This window comes from Clostridium sp. FP1 (assembly GCF_011065975.2).
In the GTDB taxonomy this organism is placed as follows: domain Bacteria; phylum Bacillota; class Clostridia; order Clostridiales; family Clostridiaceae; genus Clostridium_AD; species Clostridium_AD tagluense.
Genome location: NZ_JAAMNJ020000001.1, coordinates 3,002,608 through 3,021,498, shown reverse-complemented (window position 1 = coordinate 3,021,498; position 18,891 = coordinate 3,002,608). Strand labels below are relative to the sequence as shown.

At 29.2% G+C, this 18,891-nt stretch carries 27 protein-coding genes and 1 riboswitch; of the genes, 23 read left to right on the top strand and 4 right to left on the bottom strand.

Annotation, left to right across the window (positions count from 1 at the left end):
* The first annotated feature begins 5 nt into the window (after positions 1 to 5).
* From G9F70_RS14645 to G9F70_RS14575, 15 genes are all read left to right on the top strand, one after another.
* Positions 6 to 398: a DUF2577 family protein gene (locus G9F70_RS14645; RefSeq protein WP_164943679.1), complete on the top strand. Its 393-nt coding sequence runs from the start codon at positions 6 to 8 to the stop codon at positions 396 to 398.
* On the top strand, positions 399 to 851 hold the full coding sequence (locus G9F70_RS14640; protein WP_164943678.1) for a DUF2634 domain-containing protein: 453 nt from the start codon (positions 399 to 401) through the stop codon (positions 849 to 851).
* On the top strand, positions 841 to 1,902 hold the full coding sequence (locus G9F70_RS14635) for a baseplate J/gp47 family protein (RefSeq protein WP_164943677.1): 1,062 nt from the start codon (positions 841 to 843) through the stop codon (positions 1,900 to 1,902). The genes G9F70_RS14640 and G9F70_RS14635 overlap by 11 nt, the downstream gene beginning before the upstream one ends.
* Before the next feature lie 3 nt (positions 1,903 to 1,905).
* On the top strand, positions 1,906 to 3,105 hold the full coding sequence (locus G9F70_RS14630; RefSeq protein ID WP_187352948.1) for a hypothetical protein: 1,200 nt from the start codon (positions 1,906 to 1,908) through the stop codon (positions 3,103 to 3,105).
* A gap of 3 nt (positions 3,106 to 3,108) precedes the next feature.
* The gene (locus G9F70_RS14625; protein WP_164943676.1) at positions 3,109 to 3,720 is read left to right on the top strand and encodes a YmfQ family protein; all 612 of its coding nucleotides are present in this window, start codon (positions 3,109 to 3,111) and stop codon (positions 3,718 to 3,720) included.
* 15 nt (positions 3,721 to 3,735) lie between these two features.
* Positions 3,736 to 4,086, top strand: coding sequence for a hypothetical protein (locus G9F70_RS14620; protein ID WP_164943499.1), 351 nt, complete (start codon positions 3,736 to 3,738; stop codon positions 4,084 to 4,086).
* The gene (locus G9F70_RS14615; RefSeq protein ID WP_164943675.1) at positions 4,086 to 4,739 is read left to right on the top strand and encodes a hypothetical protein; all 654 of its coding nucleotides are present in this window, start codon (positions 4,086 to 4,088) and stop codon (positions 4,737 to 4,739) included. The genes G9F70_RS14620 and G9F70_RS14615 overlap by 1 nt, the downstream gene beginning before the upstream one ends.
* A gap of 14 nt (positions 4,740 to 4,753) precedes the next feature.
* Positions 4,754 to 4,927, top strand: coding sequence for a hypothetical protein (locus G9F70_RS14610; protein ID WP_164943674.1), 174 nt, complete (start codon positions 4,754 to 4,756; stop codon positions 4,925 to 4,927).
* Positions 4,928 to 5,164: 237 nt separating this feature from the next.
* Positions 5,165 to 5,455 (top strand): hypothetical protein, encoded by a 291-nt coding sequence (locus tag G9F70_RS14605; RefSeq protein WP_164943673.1) that lies wholly within the window; start codon positions 5,165 to 5,167, stop codon positions 5,453 to 5,455.
* 270 nt (positions 5,456 to 5,725) lie between these two features.
* Positions 5,726 to 5,977 (top strand): hemolysin XhlA family protein, encoded by a 252-nt coding sequence (locus G9F70_RS14600; protein ID WP_164943672.1) that lies wholly within the window; start codon positions 5,726 to 5,728, stop codon positions 5,975 to 5,977.
* Between the two features lie 16 nt (positions 5,978 to 5,993).
* Positions 5,994 to 6,800, top strand: coding sequence for a C39 family peptidase (locus tag G9F70_RS14595; protein WP_164943671.1), 807 nt, complete (start codon positions 5,994 to 5,996; stop codon positions 6,798 to 6,800).
* Between the two features lie 34 nt (positions 6,801 to 6,834).
* The gene (locus G9F70_RS14590) at positions 6,835 to 7,029 is read left to right on the top strand and encodes a holin (protein WP_164943670.1); all 195 of its coding nucleotides are present in this window, start codon (positions 6,835 to 6,837) and stop codon (positions 7,027 to 7,029) included.
* Between the two features lie 765 nt (positions 7,030 to 7,794).
* Positions 7,795 to 7,890, top strand: a riboswitch (guanidine-I (ykkC/yxkD leader).
* 108 nt (positions 7,891 to 7,998) lie between these two features.
* On the top strand, positions 7,999 to 8,319 hold the full coding sequence (locus tag G9F70_RS14585; protein ID WP_164943669.1) for a DMT family transporter: 321 nt from the start codon (positions 7,999 to 8,001) through the stop codon (positions 8,317 to 8,319).
* 110 nt (positions 8,320 to 8,429) lie between these two features.
* A complete protein-coding gene (locus G9F70_RS14580) occupies positions 8,430 to 9,137 on the top strand; it encodes a B3/4 domain-containing protein (protein ID WP_164943668.1) in 708 nt (235 codons plus the stop codon).
* 21 nt (positions 9,138 to 9,158) lie between these two features.
* A complete protein-coding gene (locus G9F70_RS14575) occupies positions 9,159 to 9,848 on the top strand; it encodes a radical SAM protein (protein WP_164943667.1) in 690 nt (229 codons plus the stop codon).
* A 411-nt stretch (positions 9,849 to 10,259) separates the two neighbouring features.
* Here the strand turns inward: G9F70_RS14575 and G9F70_RS14570 are convergent, their stop codons facing one another.
* A complete protein-coding gene (locus tag G9F70_RS14570; protein WP_164943666.1) occupies positions 10,260 to 10,481 on the bottom strand; it encodes a hypothetical protein in 222 nt (73 codons plus the stop codon).
* Between the two features lie 628 nt (positions 10,482 to 11,109).
* On the opposite strand from G9F70_RS14570, the gene G9F70_RS14565 reads away from it, so the two are divergent.
* The 3 genes from G9F70_RS14565 to G9F70_RS14555 all read left to right on the top strand — a co-directional run bounded on the left by G9F70_RS14565 (position 11,110) and on the right by G9F70_RS14555 (position 13,351).
* Complete coding sequence (locus G9F70_RS14565) at positions 11,110 to 11,514, top strand: FtsX-like permease family protein (protein ID WP_164943665.1); 405 nt, start codon at positions 11,110 to 11,112, stop codon at positions 11,512 to 11,514.
* A 78-nt stretch (positions 11,515 to 11,592) separates the two neighbouring features.
* Entirely contained in the window at positions 11,593 to 12,861 is a 1,269-nt protein-coding gene (locus G9F70_RS14560) for a hypothetical protein (RefSeq protein WP_224617590.1), read from the top strand.
* Between the two features lie 349 nt (positions 12,862 to 13,210).
* Positions 13,211 to 13,351: an aspartyl-phosphate phosphatase Spo0E family protein gene (locus G9F70_RS14555; protein WP_125001549.1), complete on the top strand. Its 141-nt coding sequence runs from the start codon at positions 13,211 to 13,213 to the stop codon at positions 13,349 to 13,351.
* A 904-nt stretch (positions 13,352 to 14,255) separates the two neighbouring features.
* Here G9F70_RS14555 and G9F70_RS14550 read toward each other — a convergent pair.
* Positions 14,256 to 14,447, bottom strand: coding sequence for an IS3 family transposase (locus G9F70_RS14550; protein ID WP_164943663.1), 192 nt, complete (start codon positions 14,445 to 14,447; stop codon positions 14,256 to 14,258).
* A 355-nt stretch (positions 14,448 to 14,802) separates the two neighbouring features.
* Entirely contained in the window at positions 14,803 to 15,042 is a 240-nt protein-coding gene (locus tag G9F70_RS14545) for a transposase (protein WP_164943662.1), read from the bottom strand.
* 34 nt (positions 15,043 to 15,076) lie between these two features.
* On the opposite strand from G9F70_RS14545, the gene G9F70_RS14540 reads away from it, so the two are divergent.
* From G9F70_RS14540 to G9F70_RS14520, 5 genes are all read left to right on the top strand, one after another.
* On the top strand, positions 15,077 to 15,286 hold the full coding sequence (locus tag G9F70_RS14540; protein WP_224617587.1) for a hypothetical protein: 210 nt from the start codon (positions 15,077 to 15,079) through the stop codon (positions 15,284 to 15,286).
* 1,078 nt (positions 15,287 to 16,364) lie between these two features.
* Positions 16,365 to 16,583: a winged helix-turn-helix transcriptional regulator gene (locus G9F70_RS27515; RefSeq protein WP_164943925.1), complete on the top strand. Its 219-nt coding sequence runs from the start codon at positions 16,365 to 16,367 to the stop codon at positions 16,581 to 16,583.
* Positions 16,584 to 16,697: 114 nt separating this feature from the next.
* Positions 16,698 to 16,997 carry a hypothetical protein gene (locus tag G9F70_RS14530; RefSeq protein WP_164943661.1) on the top strand — a complete coding sequence of 100 codons (300 nt, stop codon included), beginning with the start codon at positions 16,698 to 16,700 and terminating at the stop codon, positions 16,995 to 16,997.
* 422 nt (positions 16,998 to 17,419) lie between these two features.
* Complete coding sequence (locus G9F70_RS14525) at positions 17,420 to 17,584, top strand: aspartyl-phosphate phosphatase Spo0E family protein (RefSeq protein ID WP_164943660.1); 165 nt, start codon at positions 17,420 to 17,422, stop codon at positions 17,582 to 17,584.
* Positions 17,585 to 18,215: 631 nt separating this feature from the next.
* Entirely contained in the window at positions 18,216 to 18,407 is a 192-nt protein-coding gene (locus tag G9F70_RS14520) for a hypothetical protein (RefSeq protein WP_164943659.1), read from the top strand.
* On the opposite strand, the gene G9F70_RS14515 is transcribed toward G9F70_RS14520, so the two are convergent.
* Positions 18,397 to 18,726: a YmaF family protein gene (locus G9F70_RS14515; RefSeq protein ID WP_164943658.1), complete on the bottom strand. Its 330-nt coding sequence runs from the start codon at positions 18,724 to 18,726 to the stop codon at positions 18,397 to 18,399. The genes G9F70_RS14520 and G9F70_RS14515 overlap by 11 nt on opposite strands.
* Positions 18,727 to 18,891 lie beyond the last annotated feature (165 nt).

Here is an 18,891-nt window from a genome sequence, read left to right as displayed (position 1 = left end):
ATAATATGAGTAAAATAACAGAATTGGTAAGCGAATTTAAGAAAAGAGATAATCCTAATATGGTAGGAAATGTTTTAGGAACTATACTTAGTATTACACCTCTTAAGATTGGAATATTGCTAAATGAAGTAATATTAGATAGTTCTAATTGTTTTTTATGTAGTAATTTAATAGAAAATTACAAGAGAAATGCAGTTATGGAAATTAAGGATTATAGTGTAGAGTGTTCCGCTACAGATGGTAGAGGAGATACAATAAGTAATATACATATAAGCACAAAAACAGATTATGATACGGTTATAACCTTTAAAGACATTTTAAAAACAGGGGATATAGTATTACTAATACCAGATTCTTCAGGACAAACATTCTTTGTACTGGATAAGGTGGTGATATAAATGTCAGATAGTATATTCCCAGAAATGAATGTGGATTTGCAACAACAAATAGATAATGTAGAAACAGAAGTTATTACATTAGGAAAGACCTTTTTATTTGATTTTAAAAAAGGTGATTTCGTAACACAAAATGGAAGATTAGTAATAGCGACAGAAGCAGAAGCATTAAAAAATTGGATAGAAAAAGTCATAAGGACAGAAAAATTTAAGTTTCAAATTTATAAACAATATGGAATAACTTTAGAGGATTTAGTTTTAGGTAATAAAATTAACATTTATAAAGAATCTGAAATAAGGCGAGAGGTCACAGAGGCACTTTTAATACATCCACAAATATTAGATATAGACATGTTCTCATTAAATAAAAATAAAAATATGCTAACTATTAGTTTTACAGTTATTTTAAAAGATGGTACAGGAGTAGAGCAGGAGGTGATTATAAATGGCAGATAATAAAGATGTTATACAAGCTAGATTATTAGCAAATATAGATGACTCTTTTGATAAATCAGAGGGGTCATTTTTCCATGATGCTGAAATTCCAATTGCGATTGAATTAGAAAAATCTTACAAAGAACAAGAAAAACAATGGGATAGGGGTTATGCAGACACAGCTACAGGTGTAGATTTAGAAAGGATAGTGGGAGATTATGGTATTACTAGAAAAATTGCTACAAAGGCAACAGATGTAGTTATTATTACAGGGACAATAGGTTCGATAATTACAAAAGGTGATAAAGTAGCAAGTGATTCAATCGAATTTGTATTCATGGAGAATAAAATAATAGATGCTACTTTACAAGTATCTGTAAATGTAGAATGTGAAATCGAGGGTATTATTGGGAATATACCTATGGCTGCTATTAAAAATTTCCCAATAACATTAGCAGGGTTAGTAAGCGTAACAAATCCTAACAATATTAATAATGGCTATGATGCAGAAACAGACAAAGATTTAAGGACAAGATATTATGAGTACATTAGAACTCCTGCAACTAGTGGAAATAAGTGGCACTATAGAAATTGGGCAAAGGAAGTTGTTGGGGTGGGTGATGCAAAAGTATTTCCTTTATGGGACAAAAGTAATGGCAAAAATGGAGCAGGAACAGTAAAGGTAGTTATTGTAAACAGTAACAAAAGTTTAGTCGATACAACTTTAACAAATAAAGTTTATGAACATATAGAAGAAGAAAGACCACTTGGTGCAACAGTAACAGTTATAGGTGCTACTGGAAAAACTATAAATATAACAGCTAAAGTTACCCTTGCTACTGGCTATAGTATATCCAATATTCAACAAGAGTTTTTAAAAACACTAGGTGGTTATTTAAAAGATATCACTTTTGTAGATACTTACTTAAGTTATGCAAAATTAGGTAATATACTTCTTAATACTCCAGGGGTGTTAGACTATTCAGACTTAAAAATAAACAGTGAAATATCTAACATTGGATTGAAAGATGAAGAAATACCAATAATAGGTATTGTGGAATTGGGGGTGTGATAATTGTACCCAGAAAATGTAGATAAATTTACAGAAAAGCTTAATAAACTTGAAAATAATACTTATGTAATCGAGGAAGAAGTAACTCTTGCAAATGGAATATATGAAGGTGAACTTGAACATGACAATGTGAGTTTACCTTCTATTTCTGTTTATACTGGAAGTAAATTAACAGGCAACAAAATAGAAAACTTTATCTTATCTACACCTTCAAAAACTCCTTGGAAAAAGGAAATTAAGATATTTTCTAATATGGATAAAGTATATATAACTTATCAAACAAATGGAGATACAGTAGAGGCAGATGACATTAATAAGGTTCAAGAAAGCATAGTAATCACACAAGTGGAAGTTGACAAATACAAGGCTAGCAACAATTTAGAAGTAGGCAATTTAAAAGTCAGAGCTACAAATTTAGAAAATAATAAAGCAGAAAAAACTTATGTGGATATTGAATTAAATAAAAGATATTTAAAAGAACAAGTATTTACTAGAGAAGAAGTTCTACAAAAAATAAAAGATGTGATAGGAGTTGCACCTGATGCATTAGATACTCTACAAGAAATAGCAAAATCACTTAATAATGATGCTGATTTTGCAGGCACTATTACTAAAGGATTAGCAACCAAAGTAGATAAAGTAGCAGGTAAACAACTAAGTTCAGAGGATTATTCGACAGGAGAAAAGCAGAAACTTGCAGGCATAGAAACTAATGCTAATAAATATATCCACCCTAGCAGTCACTCAGCAGATATTGTTGTAGAAAATGAGAATAGAAGATTCACAAGTGATATAGAAAAACAAGTGTGGGGCAATAAAGAAACTCCTGAAAGTGCTCAAAGTAAAGCTAATATTGTGCTTAAAACAGCTAAAGAATATGCAGATGCAATGGATTCAAAACATGCTGGTGAATTTGCTTCTGCTACTAATATTAATACAACTGGCGAAACAAAATTGGGTGCTGTGGATGCTTCACAGTTTTATACTACCCATATGTCTTCTAATCAAGTGGGGCTTTACTTAAGCGGAAACACTTTAAATATTCCGTTTAAAACAAGTGATGGAACATTAAGGACGGTAACTATAGATGGTACTAAACTAATTGCTACAGCTAATGATGTACCAACAAAATTATCACAGTTACAAAATGATGCCAACTATCTTAAAAAAGGGGTTACATGGAATGACCTAAAGGGGGTGTAATAAATGTATGGGTCTGTAGAATATGGAACAAATAAATATGATTCAGATGTAAGTGCAGAAGACGAAAAAATAAAACCTTATATCCCTGATTTAATGAAATATTTGCCACCTTATTATAAACCCTCAAAGGCAATGATAAATATTCAAGAATCTAATGCGAAGGAAATTGGTAGGTTTAATTATTCTAAAAAAGATTTACTTAACCAATTTTATGTAGATACTGCAACTTGGGGATTAAATAGGTACGAAAAAAATTTGGGAATTGTGACGGATTTAAATAAAAGTTATGAAGATAGAAGAGAAATAATTTATGCTAAAAAGAGAGGGACTGGAACTGCTACTAAAAAAATGATAAAAAATACTGCTGAAGCTTTTAGCGGTGGAGAGGTAAATGTAATTGAGGATAACGAAAACTCTTGTTTTATAGTTAAATTTATAGGGGTTAGAGGTATTCCTAAAAACATGGCAAGCTTTAAAGAAATGCTAGAAACTATAAAGCCAGCACATTTGGGATACGATTTTGCTTATACTTATACTGTATGGGATTCCATCAAAAAAATTACATGGGAACAAGCTAAAACCAAAACTTGGGACGAATTAAGAGTTTATGAATAGGAGGTATTAATAAAAATGAAAACAACAGCAAATTATGGTTTTAAAAAACCTGATGGGAATGATTCAATAAATAATGATGATTTTAATTTTAATGCAGATATAATTGACCAAAAGCTAAAATTAATAGAAGATAAAGCAGGTAATATTACTGTGCCGGTTACATCTGTAAATAACAAAACAGGTACAGTTGTATTAAGTGCAACAGATATAAAAACAGGAGATGGTGGAACAGTTGCTTCGTCTTTGGCGGATAATACTCAACAACTTGCTACTAAAATGGAGAAACAAATTAAAGATGATTCTACAACTAAAAAATATGAAATGGGTATAAAAGGTGGTCTTTTATACTACAGGGAGGTGTTATAGTGGCAGGAGAAATATTTATTGCAGATAAAGCTACTTTAGATTCTGTAAAAGCGGATACCAATGCATTAAAGGCAAGTTTGGCGATAGTAAATGCTGACACAGATGATTTACAAACTAATATGGCTTCGGTAAAAACAACAGTAGTGTCCACTAATTCAAATGAAACAGCTCATTACAATTCAGTTACTGCGCAGATAGCTACAGTTAAAACGGATACTGCTACTTTAAAGGCTAACGCTAGTACGATAATAACAAACATTGCAGATGTTAAATCAGAAACTTCGCTAATCAAGGCTGACACAACAAATATCAAAGGAGATATCAGCATATTAAAAGCTGATACTATAGCACTAAAAGCCTCAACGGGAATAGGAAGTATATATAGTGATAATTTCGAGACACAACAATCTGACCAAAGCAATTTAGTTGTAAATTTATTGGGAAAGTATGAATTATTAAGTTTATGTAACTATGATACAACAACCGCTGGCTCTATTAGTATTCGTATTGATGGTGCAACCAATAGAAAAAAAATACTTATTGCAATGAATGCGGTTACTAATCTTTCCGGAATGGGAATTAGATGTTCTTCTTCTATGAGCGTTTACTCTTCTTATCCCAAGATAACTTGCACTTATAGAACTTTACCATAAGGAGGTATTTATTAATGGAAATTAAAGAATATGATTCAAAAGGAATGAGAATAAGAGAAATTACACAAGATGGGGTGTTAATTGGTAGGGAAGAATTTCCGATACCTGTAGAAACACCTGTAGTTCCACAACTATCTTTAGAGGATAAAATAAATTATCTTTATTATAAGGACAAGGGGATGATATAAGATGATTGATGATTTAGTAAGAATGATAAGGTTAGAAATGATAACTGTGGAACAAATTAAAGTTGCAGAAGTGAGAGAACAAGTTAGAAAAAAATTAGCTACTCTTTAGGAAAATACTGCGATAAAAAATGTTGTAAAGTACTTATTAGAAAGTGTGCTCTTACTTAGTAATTATTCTGCACACATCTAGACAAGCCCTCATAATATATGGTAAATACAATATAGGAGGTTTTATATATGTCTAAATGTAGAGAGTCAAATGAAATTCCTGATGAATTAATTGAAGAATTGCTTAATATAATTAATAGAGATAATATAGATAATAATAGATGTAGGTGTCACAATAGATGTAGATGTGAAGATAGGTTTGAAGATGATAGATTTTTTGATAATACTGATTGGTGTCCTGGTTGTGCCAATAGTTTTAATGATGGTTTTGATGGTTTATTCGGCGGTTGTAATAGATGTAACCAATGCAATAGATGCAATAGACGCAATAGATGTAACCGTTGTAATAGGTGTAGGTAGACAAGCCATTAGTTTTCGCAAAAAAGTAGCAGATGAGCTTAAAGTTTAAAATAAGTTAATGAAGATACCTATGGAGTATTCTATAGGTATCTTCATTGCAATATCTTAATCTAAGAGAAAAATAATAATAGATTTCATATGAAAACTAATTTAAGGCAAAATCTTTCTATTAAGCGCTGCAAGCAATAAAAGTTTAAAGTGTTTTGTTTTGCTACGATTTAGGAAAATATCGTGACACAACTTAATAAAATTAGAAGGCAGGTGAAATTTATGAACAGTGAAACTATAGAAATTAAAATTGTAGAACATGAGGAGAAGATAGATAAGCATGATTGTAGAATTATGAGTTTAGAGAAAGACACAACCAAACAAGACACTCAAATAACGCAACTATGTAAAAGTATAGAAAAATTAACAGACATGATAGAAAAAAAACTAGATAAAACTGGAGATTATAAATGGATTATTGGTGCAATTTTGATGCCGATAATCTTTTTTTTATGCTCAAAAATAATGGGTTAAGGAGGGAAAATATAAAATGAGTAATAAAAGACCAGTAATGTATTTACAAAATGATGACCGATGGGGTTGGATAAACTATTCTTCAAGGGGAGATTCTAGTCAAACTATTGGTTCAAGTGGATGTGGAACTACAAGTATGGCTATGGTACTTGCAACTCTTGTAGATAAAAATATAACACCAAAAGAAACTTCAGCAGATGCTTTGGCGAATGGATATAGAACTAATAATGAAGGTACTGATTGGAGTTATTTTGCCCATGTTGCTAAGAAATATAATTTAAGATTTAAGCAAGCAGAGAGTGTTAATGAAATGCTTGAAGCAGTTAAAAATGGTGCTTATGCAGTTTTGAGTATGCAACCACCTACTTTTACGAGATATGGACATTTCATAGTTGCGTGGAATTTTGATGGTAATGTTGTAAGTGTTAATGACCCTGCATCAACATCAAGAACTAATCAAACATGGAATCCCAATATATTTAGAAATGAATGTGGACAATGTTTTATATTCTATCCAAATAATACAATTACTACTCCACAAAAGAAATCAAGATATTGTGGGGCATGGCAGATTTTTTATAATAATATCACAGGCACAAAAGCAAAAATTAGTGAAGATGGTTTTTATGGTACTAATACACAAAAATCGTTGGATTTTCTTCTTACATATATTAAGCAAGGGAAAAAATTCAAGTATTGTTATGAGTTCCAGTGTTGGTTTAATAAAATTACAGACACAAAACTAAAGATTGCCGAAGATGGTTATTGGGGTACAAATACAGAAAAAGCTTTCATAACTATGAATGAATTAGTTAAAGCATAAATAAAGTAAAAGAAAATTTAGGAGGTTTTTATAAATGGATAAATCAAGATTTAAAAATTACGGACTTTGGGTGAGCATATTTGCTTTTATTCCAATTTTGCTACAAGCATTTGGACTAAATATATTACCAGTTAATTATACAGAAGTGGTAAATGGACTTTTAGGAATACTTGTTTTAGGTGGAATATTAAGCAATCCAAATGATGGAAATGGGTACATAGATAAATAAAATTAGGGTGTGAGGATTTTTTCCTTATGCCCTATTTTTCTTTTTTGTATTTAGATATAATAGTAGAAATAAGTAAAATTATAATGCTTAAAATTGATGTAGATATTAATGTAGATATACAAATACAAAAATCTTTTTTATACAGGTATTACATTTATAAAATTAAAGGTTGCTTTTTAAAAAGGAATGGTTTATTATGTATATAATTAAATGAAAAATAAAAAGACTCATGTGGTCTATTTTAAATATTTTATGAAGGAATGGCTCAACCATGCGATTTGTAGCGCAGTTGGTAGCGCGCATGAATGGGGTTCATGAGGTCGCAAGTTCGACTCTTGTCACTCAGACCATAGAAAGGCTTATAACTCAATAGGTTATGAGCTTTTTATTTTTATGATAAAAAGTAAAAACTAAAGTTGGCGGCGGTTTGACGCCATGACTTAAAATTTAGTTTTAAATAGAGTGTCGAGTTTATCATTTGGATTTAGCTATAGATGGTAGACATTTAGGAGAAGCACCTATAACACTTACACAATATAATACAGATGTAGTTGTAAATAGTGCATAGTGCAATCTGTTTTTACTGCAGTGCATGGAGAATATAAATGGAAGGAAACACTAATATCAGATACATTTGAAGGTTGTTTTTCACTTTTGATTTATATAGTCGAAGAAAAAATATTAAGTTGACATAAATCGACTGATATGCTAATCTGGATTTATAAGTTGCAACTTACAAATTAGAAATTACAAAAAAAATTATATAGTTTAGCTTTCTAGGGTTCCGCAGTTTATAACTGGCTGGTCCGAGAGAAGGCGCACAGGTAACTGTGTACACGGAAGGATAAAAGCCTGGGAGATATTTTAATAATATTTCTTATGGCTTTTTTTATATTTTTATTTTCTTTTAAATAAGCCATGAGATATTACTATACTAATCTTAATTACTAATTTAGGGAGGTAAAGTTTATGGAATGGATTTATTTAGTTATAGCAGGTTTTTTCGAAGTAGGCTGGGCAATGGGGCTGAGGTATTCACAAGGATTTACAAAAATATTACCTAGTATATTAACTGTTATAGGAATGGTTGCAAGTTTCTATTTTTTATCATTGTCTTTAAAAAGCTTACCACTAGGCAATGCATATGCAATTTGGACAGGTATAGGAACTGTTGGTACTGTAGTCTTAGGTATTATTTTATTTAAAGAACCGTTTAATGTGATGCGTATGATTTGTATTGTATTTATAGTTATTGGAATTGTTGGTCTAAAATTAATATCAATAGACTAATAATCGTATATAGTTTAGAAATAGCAAAAAATAAGTATAATATTACCGAAAGAGAAGTGATAAGGGTAGAATATGTAGCTATCTCATTTTAATATGAAGGAGGAATTTCAATGAAAAAGTTTGTTATTGAAGATGTTTTTTGGAACCTATTTCCTAGTGCACGGATCGGAGTTGTTGTTTGTTATGGAATAGATAACACTATAAAAGATAAAGAAAAATATAAGGAAATGATTTTAAATTCAGAAAAGGAAGCCTTAAAACATTTGAAGAATGCAGAATTCAGCAGTAACGAAGTTATAAAAGTATGGAGAGGGGCGTTTCAAAAATTTAAAACAAAGAAAGGTGCAAGGTCATCGATTGAGGCATTACTAAAGCGAGTGCATAATGGAAACCATTTAGGAACTATTAATCCTTTAGTTGATATTTACAACTCTATTTCATTAAGATATGGATTGCCCTGCGGTGGTGAGGATATCGATACATTTGCTTCCGATATAAGATTAACTAAAGCAGTTGGAAATGAAAGTTTTGTTACATTAGGAACGGATGAAAATGCGCCACCATATGAAGGTGAAATAGTTTATAAAGATAATGAAGGAGCAATTTGCAGGTGTTGGAATTGGCGTGAAGCAGTAAGAACAATGCTTACTGAAAATACAAATAACGCTTTTTTATGTATTGAATTGGCGGATGAAAAAAGATATGTGGAATTTGAGAATGCCTTAAAAGAACTGGCAAAAACAGTACAAAACGATTTAGGAGGAACAACTCAAATTTCAATTTTAGATATTAATAATAAGAAGATATCAATTGATTAATTTAGTTTGGAGGGATGATAAATGAGTATTTTCAATTACAAGGATGTTTATTTAGAGGATGGCCTAAGGGTTCTTGAAGTTAATATTCTACCAGAGAAATATTGCAACTTCGATTGCATATTCTGTCCAATTGGAAGGTCAAACAATAAAATAGATACGCCACAGTCCTTTGATGAAATGGAGAATTCATTAAGAGAACTAGAAAGTATCTTAGAAAATAGTAATGTAGACTTAGTTTTTATTAACTCTAAAGGTGAAGCTTTAGTAAATGATAAAATTGTTAATGTTATTAATTTAATTAAAGGTAAGGGATTATCTGTAAGATTGCTTTCAAATGGATACCTACTGGGCAAAGATGAATATATTAAAATTGCCAATATGTGTGATGAAGTCATTGGTGAACTAAAAGTAATATCTGAAGAACATTTTCAAAAAATTCAAAGACCAATTAACGGATATACAATGAAGGAGCATATTTCAAATATGGTTTCTTTTAATAAGCAATACAAAGGGAAATTTATATTTGAAATTACTATCATTAAGGGCTATAACGATGATGAAGAATCAATTCTGAAGACAAAAAATATTATTAAGGAAATATCTCCTGATAAGGTAATTATTGCGAGAATGGACGATGAAAAATTTAAGAAAAAACTTGGTATAACGGATGAAAGATTTGAGGAAATTTCAAATGCATTACTAAATATTTAATAATGCTAATAAATAATATTCCCATATTATATAACAAGTGAGGATAGGTTCATGGAAGATATCGTTATTAAAGATGGATTAAAAAATATGTACTTCGAGAAAGTTACCAAAAACAATTTAATAATAACTTTTAGCTCGTTACCCATTTACACACCTCTCCCAATATTTTCACTTTATTATGTAATTTTCTAAATACATCATCTTTTCTGATCATTAATATCCTCTATCTTCCAAGTAGGACATAATACATTCATAACATTGTATAAATTACTCACATAACTTTTATATGCCCTATTAGAAAATCAAATCCATATGCCATAGTAGACAAAGATTTAAATTACATAGATTTCGTAAGAACTATATAAAAAAAAGCCTATGAATTAAACATTATAGGCTTTAAACTGTTAAATTTTAGTATTCGCACATAGTTTCACGTATATTACAAATAGTACATTTATACGTGTGACAACCTTTATCCACCCTTATTTCTACCCAATTATGCGCATGTTGAGCTTGTGCAATTGTAGTATTTGGTTGATTATTTTGTTGAGATATTGTTTTCGCCGAAGCGATTACCCCTGTAGAGCATAGTAGTAATGCAGATAGAGTTAGACCTAATAATTTCTTTTTCACGATAATTACCTCCCTAATATTTGTATATTTGCAACAAAATAATTGTAAAATTGTTACAATTTAATTATTGTGCTTGTCCAATTGAAATGCAAGTGTTTTATTGTAATTATTTTACAATAAATTAAAAAAAATACCTTTCATAGATGAGTGATTGTTCATTAAAATAAAATAATATAAAAGACGGTCGATTGTTAATGGAGTTATTAAAAAAAATTAAGGTTATGTATTACATAGAAACAGTAGAAGAATATTTAGAAAAATGTGATGAATTATGTAAAGAGTATACACTTTATAAAAAAGCGTTGGCTTAAATATATTTATAAATTTTAAGGTATGAATGGGACGCTTTTTATTGAGTTTTTAAGTGATTCCATTATATCTTGCCCATTCTTATTGCAGGTAGAAATATAACTTCTTATTCTACAGCAAAATTATTGAGATATTCGTAGTTATTGGGTGATATTGGCCTAATACCAGCATAGCTGCTGTAAAGTGCAAAGTAAGAATTAAAATCTAGTAAAATAGTCATTATAAAGCGGTGCTTGTTTTATATATTTTTCATCATTTTTATCAAACTCATAATTTAATTCATTGTAATTGCTATTTTGTTAAAATCAAGGTAGATTCTATGATATCAAGTAATTTGTATGCACCAAGTTTGGTTCTGGCGATATTTGCATTTGTTTTTATAGTTTATGCACATAATAGTTTTATTAAATTCAGAAAAAAAGATTATGCACTTTTTATGGTAATAGGAATGACTAATAACAACGTAAGAAAAATAATGGTATTTGAAAATGCTTTAATTGCAATTGTTTCTATTTTTTCTGGGCTTATTTTAGGAACTATATTTTCTGAAGGATTTTATTTTATTATTGCAAAAATAATTGGTAATATAGATCTTTCAATAAATTTTAAAAGTTATATATATACAATGATTTTTTTTGTTGGAATTAATATGATTTTAATTTTAAAAAGTTATATCTCATTGGCACATTATAAAATAATTAAATTACTTAAAAATGGAAAATAAGCAGACAAAAATGTTACAGAGAATTGCATTTTTGCAATTTTAGGCGTTGTCCTTATAATTAGTTCAATTATAATACCAATGTTACCTAATAAAATATCATCGAAATTCGTTTTAATTAATATAGTAACTATACTAATAGGTATATACTTAGTTACAGCAAATTTAGATTGGTTTATACTGAAAATATTAAAGTTAGGTAAAAATAGGTATATTAATAATTTACTTTTTATAAGTAATTTAAAATATAAGATAGGTAGTTGCAAAAATATTATATTTTCAATAACACTACTAGTTATAACAATAATCTTTTTTATAAGCTTTGCTTTGACATCCAATGAGGTAATGAGTAATAATGTTATATCATACAATCCATATGATATAGCATATTGTAATCTTTATGGTAAAAATGGTATTTCAGATGAACTATTGAATAAGGTAATTAAAAGCAATGATGTTCAATTGACTGCAATAAAAAAATTAGAATTTGTGGAAAAAGATAAAATGATTGTAATGTCAAACAAGATATTAAATGATATAGTTGGATGTAATTTAAAAGTAGAAAAGGGAAAATTTGTATCTATTTTTCAAACAGATATAAATGATGGATATAGTCATGATGATGTGGAAATTAAAAATTACGACATAAATGGCAAAACCTATTATTCGCAAGAAAAACTAGTGAAAATTTTATTTAATAGTAGTCCTGTTATAAGATATCGCTACTGTTTAATATTTAATAATGATGATTATAATAATATAAAATCAAAAGTAAAAGTCAATAATGATGATATAGGTACTATTAATTTAATGAATTTTAGTGATTGGACCAAAACAGGGAAAATAACAAGTGAATTAAATAAACAATTGGAAATGTATAATAAAAACACAAGGGAGTTTTTTGGAAAATCAGCAGATAAATACAACTTTAAAACAGGGTCAAAAATTGATGACTATATTTTAGCTAATAGATCAGGTACATTTCTATTATTTCTATTTTGCTTTATCTTTATTTTATTTTTTGTTGCATCAAATTTAATGATACATTTTAAAATTTTAACAGAATTCGAAGGAGAAAAAATAAAATACAAAAAACTGAACAAAATGGGAATTACAGAAAAAGAATTATCAAATACTATTTTAAAAGAATTAAGGATTATCTTTTTACTACCATGCGTTTTTGGAATTGCAATTGGAATGTATTGTGTATGTTTAAAATTTTTATCAGCAGATATAAATACTAGCTATGGTGTAAAATATTCTATTCTTGCAGGGATTATTTATACAATGCTAAAAGTAATATTATGTATTATTTACAATAAACAGTATATTAAAAAGATTTTAAAGTAAATATAACTCAATTGGTATTGTGTTACATTGAAGTATAATTGGTCAACTAAAGCATATAATGAAATTAATATTTAGCATGCATATTATTTTTACTTACTTAATGTAGATACTTAGTATTATCGATAGGTTATCTGTATTTAATACAGATAAACCTGCAGGTAGATATTATTTAAGAGTTGATGTACAATAATTGAATGATATTTTATATAATGGAGCTCTGAGGGATGACTTGGGGCTTTTTTACTTTTGTTCATTTAGAATTTAGTTATAATTTTGAATTATATGTTGCAAATGGGTTTATAATGTATTATTATTAAATTTGTGAATTTTTAAGAAAAGGGTGGAAATTATGAATGAACAAGTAGAATTACTTAGAAACAAATTAGAAAAGTTAGTAGCAGTTACTGATAGCCTTGTTGATAGTGAAATCATTTCTGTAAGTCAGGAATTGGATAAGCTTATTTTTCAATATTATTTATGTGAAGTTTAAATGTCAATAAAGTTAATCATACTCCTCTGGCTTGGCTGGAGGGTTTTTCGTTTTTGATATAACTGTTGAATTATTAGGGGTTTTAATTGACTATATCTTTAATACTTTTGACATCGGCCCTTCAATTATAACAGGATTTCTAGATGGATTTAACCACTTTATTTTACTACTATACCCATCTCAAAACCTCTCATATGGATCTGTAGTGCATCTTAAATAGCTTTTATGCTTATTGTATGTGGTATAAACTGATACTATATCATATTTTTTTGATTTGCAAGTAAAACCTCTCTTTGCCTCCATATATACTTAACACCCACCTTATTCCCAAGATGGGGATTAATTTACGCTTTCGAATTCGCTAGTTTTTGAACCTCTTTTTTCAGTTGGAGATTTGCAGTACTCTGGTATAATATAGCAGCTACACTTTTATTATAGTTCTGACGAAGTTCCTTGTCTTTCATCTTAGTAAAAAGAAACTAGAAATTTATAAAAAAGATAAGACTTACAAATTTAATGCAATAGGATATGCCCAGATGATTTTAGACATTAAGCAAAATAAATGGTTATACCTCAATAGCTGTAGTTTTAATATTATTTAAAATAGTAAAGAGTTGCTAATAGTTATAATTGCAAATAAGTCTATTAACAAAGTTACAAGCCTATTAATTGGATAATTCATAAGGTGAGAAAACTCAACTTTCTTTATTTCAGCAAGACATGTTATTTGAAAAATATAGAAAATATGTTATGATTTCATTGAGGATTATGCATATTCTAAAACCACGATACATGAAATATTGTAAGAAATTGTGAATTGAAGTTTATTTACATAATCGGAGGGGTGCAATATGTTGAATGCGCATTGATCCCCTTATTCTGGACATCCCCTAACGAATGCTAACTAATTCATAGATTTTCTTATAAACTGATTTGGACTTATATAGTTTAAACTCCTGTGGATACTATCTTCATTATAGAATTTTACATATTCATCAATAAGTCTGTAGCCATCAGTGAAGTTCTTAACTTCATTCCAAGCTATACATTCCTTAGAAAGTAAGGAATGAAAAGGTTCTATATACCTTTTTAGCATTTATACGTAACCCGTGGTCTCGGCGAAGAATTTTAGTGATTTTTTATAACCATAGAATAGGTTTTTTTCACATGCTCCATGCAAAAGAATTCCAATGGCAGAATCGTGCACAATTCAATTATTTATTTCATATGAAAATCCAGGAAAAGGTCTACCGACCTTAGAATTCGCATCATCGCCAGCATTTTTTAGAGCCTTTTTCTTTGGATAAAAAGCTGATTTTGATATTTAAAGCAGCATGTATGCTCTAGATATTTTAAGGCCATTTTGAGTATATTCCTTAGCTAAAGCTACTTTATCCTCTACTGTAGGTAATTCTTTTTTTTAGTAGGTACTGAAGCATATTAAGTTCTAATTATTTCTTGCCAACGAGTTCTCTCAGCTTACGATTTTCTTCTTCAAGGGCTCTTTCCTTAGCACTTGCCTGATAATCTTTTGGCTCTGTAGCATTGATTATATCAAGTTGTCGCTTAAAAGTAGATAGTGTGGATGAGGATAATTTGTATTTTTTACAAACCAGGGCATGAGTAAACCCAGCATTCAATTCCTCAATAATTCTTATTTTATAATCTAATGTAAATTTTCTTCTTGCCATATTTCTAAGCTCCATCGTATGTTCTTATATTAACATGCTCGTTAGAAACTGTCGAAGACTGCTATGGGGTCAGAATGAGTTTTATAAAGTCCAAAGCTTTGATGTTAAGATAAGTATTCCATTTTTAGTAGGACAAATTGATGGATATTTTAATTATCAACTATCAAAAGAGATTTGGAAAGTACTTTCGGTTTATGTTGCCAATGCTTCATTAACCCTAATTAATATAGAGAAAATTATATGAAATACAGAATGAAAATATAATATATACAAGAAAATTTTTAATACCGTATTATTTAAATGTGAATTTATGGTATTTTTACGTCGTACCTCAAAAAAAGTGTGCAACAATTTATATCTATAACTGTACTGTACCATGGTATTGTGGACATTAAAAAGTATGCATTTCGATGGATGTACACCTAGTTGGATAATCGTGTTATTCTAAATGATTTTTGTTACATTGCCTATTACTATATTTAGTTATTTAAGGCTATGTGAGGTGACTTTACCATAAAAATATGAAGTTATCTCCTAACTGCTTTGATTTCACATAGATTTCAGTTTGATAAATGTATTCATAGATAGTTTCGTATTTATTGTATGTAACGTTTCAGTTTAATTTGCATAACTTATAGGGAAGTTAAGAGAATAGCAGTAAACATTCGTAAGGCTTACTAATAATGGAAAGAAAGTAGTAGAAATTTTTGATATAACTGTTAAGGTATATTATAAAAAAGTTATCGCAAAGATTCAAAAATGTCAGGTTGAAGATGTTTTAAAGTCGATTAACATTCTTGAAAAATCATTTGAAAGAGTTAATCTAAACTGCTGTTAATAATCATACAAGTGTATTCGAGGTGAGTTTAACGATACTAGTGGTTTTTATAAGTATTATGGTCATATCTTTAGAATTTGTATGTTCACACCTATTAGATGATAAAAACGCAAAAGTGCTTAATGATTTTTCTAGATTAGAAGGTAAAAAGTACTTGAAAAGGAAATAACAAATTTAAATATTTTTTGTGAATTGATGAAAAAGTAAGAGGAGGTAAATGATACCTTATCCTTCCGAATATAAATAAAATGTTTGTCAATAAAGACAAATAAAAGCATAATAAAAACAAGGCATGTCAATACTTCAAATGAGGTAATGGCATGTATTTTTAAGTTGCATGAAAACACATATATAATGATTCCAGTACTATTGTTAAAGTGCTAGAGAGCTGAATAGTAAATACCCTTGGCTATAATGCCAGGGGTATTTTTATTAGCAAGTTTTTATTTAAGCATAACAAAGTAAAACATTGTATTAAAAAGTTATAGAAATTAATATTTTAGTTCTGAATGCAAGAGTACCACCTGAAGAAATAAGTAGAATTTTACACATCCAAAGGCAAGCAATTCATCAAAGAATAAAAAAACTAAAAGAAGATGGAGCAATAAAAGGTTATAGAAATATTATTGATTGGGCTAAATTAGGTGAAATCTACTATAGATACGGCTACTACATTTATTTTATCAACAATAATAGAAGATAATATAAAATCATAATTAAATTAAAGAGTGAAAATGGATCAAATTTAATAAAATGGTGTGTAATGGTAAGGTATGATTGGAACCTTGGGCAATAGGAGAATTAAAGATGCTGATGTGTGCTTGTATCTTGGAATACACAGATAGATAAAGAGGTAATTGGAAAATGTATCCAGATCAAGTATATTGGAATGTGCGGTGGTCTTTACAATGAAAATCCAGCTAATGTTGATATTAAAACGGCTAGAGAGAACAATATTGAAGTTCGAGGAGTTAGGGACTATGGAGACGAGGGATTAGTTGAATTTATTATTAGTGAATTAATAAGGCTAGTAAAGGGGTTAGGAGAATGCCAGTGGAAAGATGAATCTATGGAGTTAACACAAAAGAAAATAAATGTACTTCATGTTAAAAATTAGGATCTTTAATTTGAAAGGTCATGCATTCGCTAACATAAGTCATGGATATTACAAATAACGGAAGTTTCTGCTATAACCTTATATGTAGGCAAATTAGCTAATATATTAAATAGTAATGAGTATTAACCCTAACAAGGAGAAGTTTAATTAAAAAGATAAAAAGATTGGCAGCAGTAATCTGGTACCCTTTTTACTTTCTATGATTTAGGTATTCATAAGAATATCTATGTAATCAATGCTAAGTGGCATGTTTATATTAATACACAATTTTCTTATTAAATATCGCAAACAATAAAAGTTTGTGGCACATTAAGGGCACTCGGAAGGGTGTCTTTTATATTACATTAAAATGGAGATGTCTTGAATCTATATACAATCATATTCCTACTTTCGCTACAATTGTTAGTGGGAGGAGGGATATTATGACACAATTGAAAGAAATAGCACAAAAAATCGAAGAACTCAGAGCTTTAATGCATCAGTTAATGAATGAAAAAGAAAAGTTAACTGACCCAGAATTAGTAGTGCTTAGCCAAAAGCTAGATGATCTACTAAACGAATATGATAGATTAATAAACGGAAGTTAATAATTTATCGTATCAAATCAAAATTGCACAGTAACTGAGAGGACTACTAAAGTCCTCTTTTTAATGTCTAAAAATATGTAAATAGAGAAGGAATGAAAATTGACAAAGGAAGTTTAGCAAAGATAGCAATAGCAATTGCAGCAATAGTTTCTATCACCACAAGGGTCCATTAATCATTTTTTACTATTATTTATTATAAATAATACGCCGCTTACGACATTAAATTATTTATCTCAACTGTTTTTATAATTGAGGTAGTGCTACTTTATAAAGAGATAGGGTTATATACGGCTAAAATAATATAGAATGAGAACTATACGCCCCTCCCCTATGGTTTATTTATGTATAATTCATAGGATAATGATTGTAATGGTATTGTAGAAAATAAATATAAAAGAGGAGTGATGGTATGGAATATACTAAAGAGCAGAGTTGTTCAGAAACATCAACTCTGCTTTTATACTAGGCTTTTCTTCAAATATTGATTTTAAAGAAAAAATTCACCAATTGCCATTTCGTAAGATGTTGTATAATGTATACTGGCATATGTTTTGACGGTGGTAGCATGAAACTTGTAGTAAAACAGATAGAAGTGGTTGCTTGAAATGATATTAAAGGCAATATAAATCCTGTGAGATTTAAAAAAAATAATGAAGATGAAGGTAATTCTGTTGTCAAAATAGATAAAATTATTTGTGTAGATAAAGAAAAGTTGGCGGGTAAAAATAGGATAGTGTTTAAGTGGTGCCAGAGTGTAATTAATAGAGCAGAAATGCTATATGAAATTAAATATGAGTTAAGCAGTCGTTTAACTATACTTTAAAAAATACTGCACTTAAGGAGTAACCTAGTGCAGTATTTTTAGTTACCATTTTATCATTAACAGAAGCTTTAGCTTTTACAAAATGGACATGCTTGCCATTGCCAACAGGTATCTGTAGGCAAGAAGTTGCTTTAAATTCATGAAAGTAATCGAAAAAATCTGTTCTTCCTTTAACCTTATGAGCATGTCCACATGGAATTGGTATTGCAGGAATTGATACTCCAACAAATCTATGATTATGAGGATCATCCTCTAACTCAGCTGATCTAGTGCTTCCTTCAAATTCATGGTCGTGTAATTGGTTTTCGTTTTTTGACATTAACATCACTCCTTGTCTTTAAACAATATACTATATGTAGCTTAATTGAAAATGACACTAACGGTGACAATATAAATAAAAACGTATATATGTAAAAATAATTAGTTTCATACAATTTGTGACTAAAGTTTACACTTATAACTTAATATTAAAAAGTAATTTTTT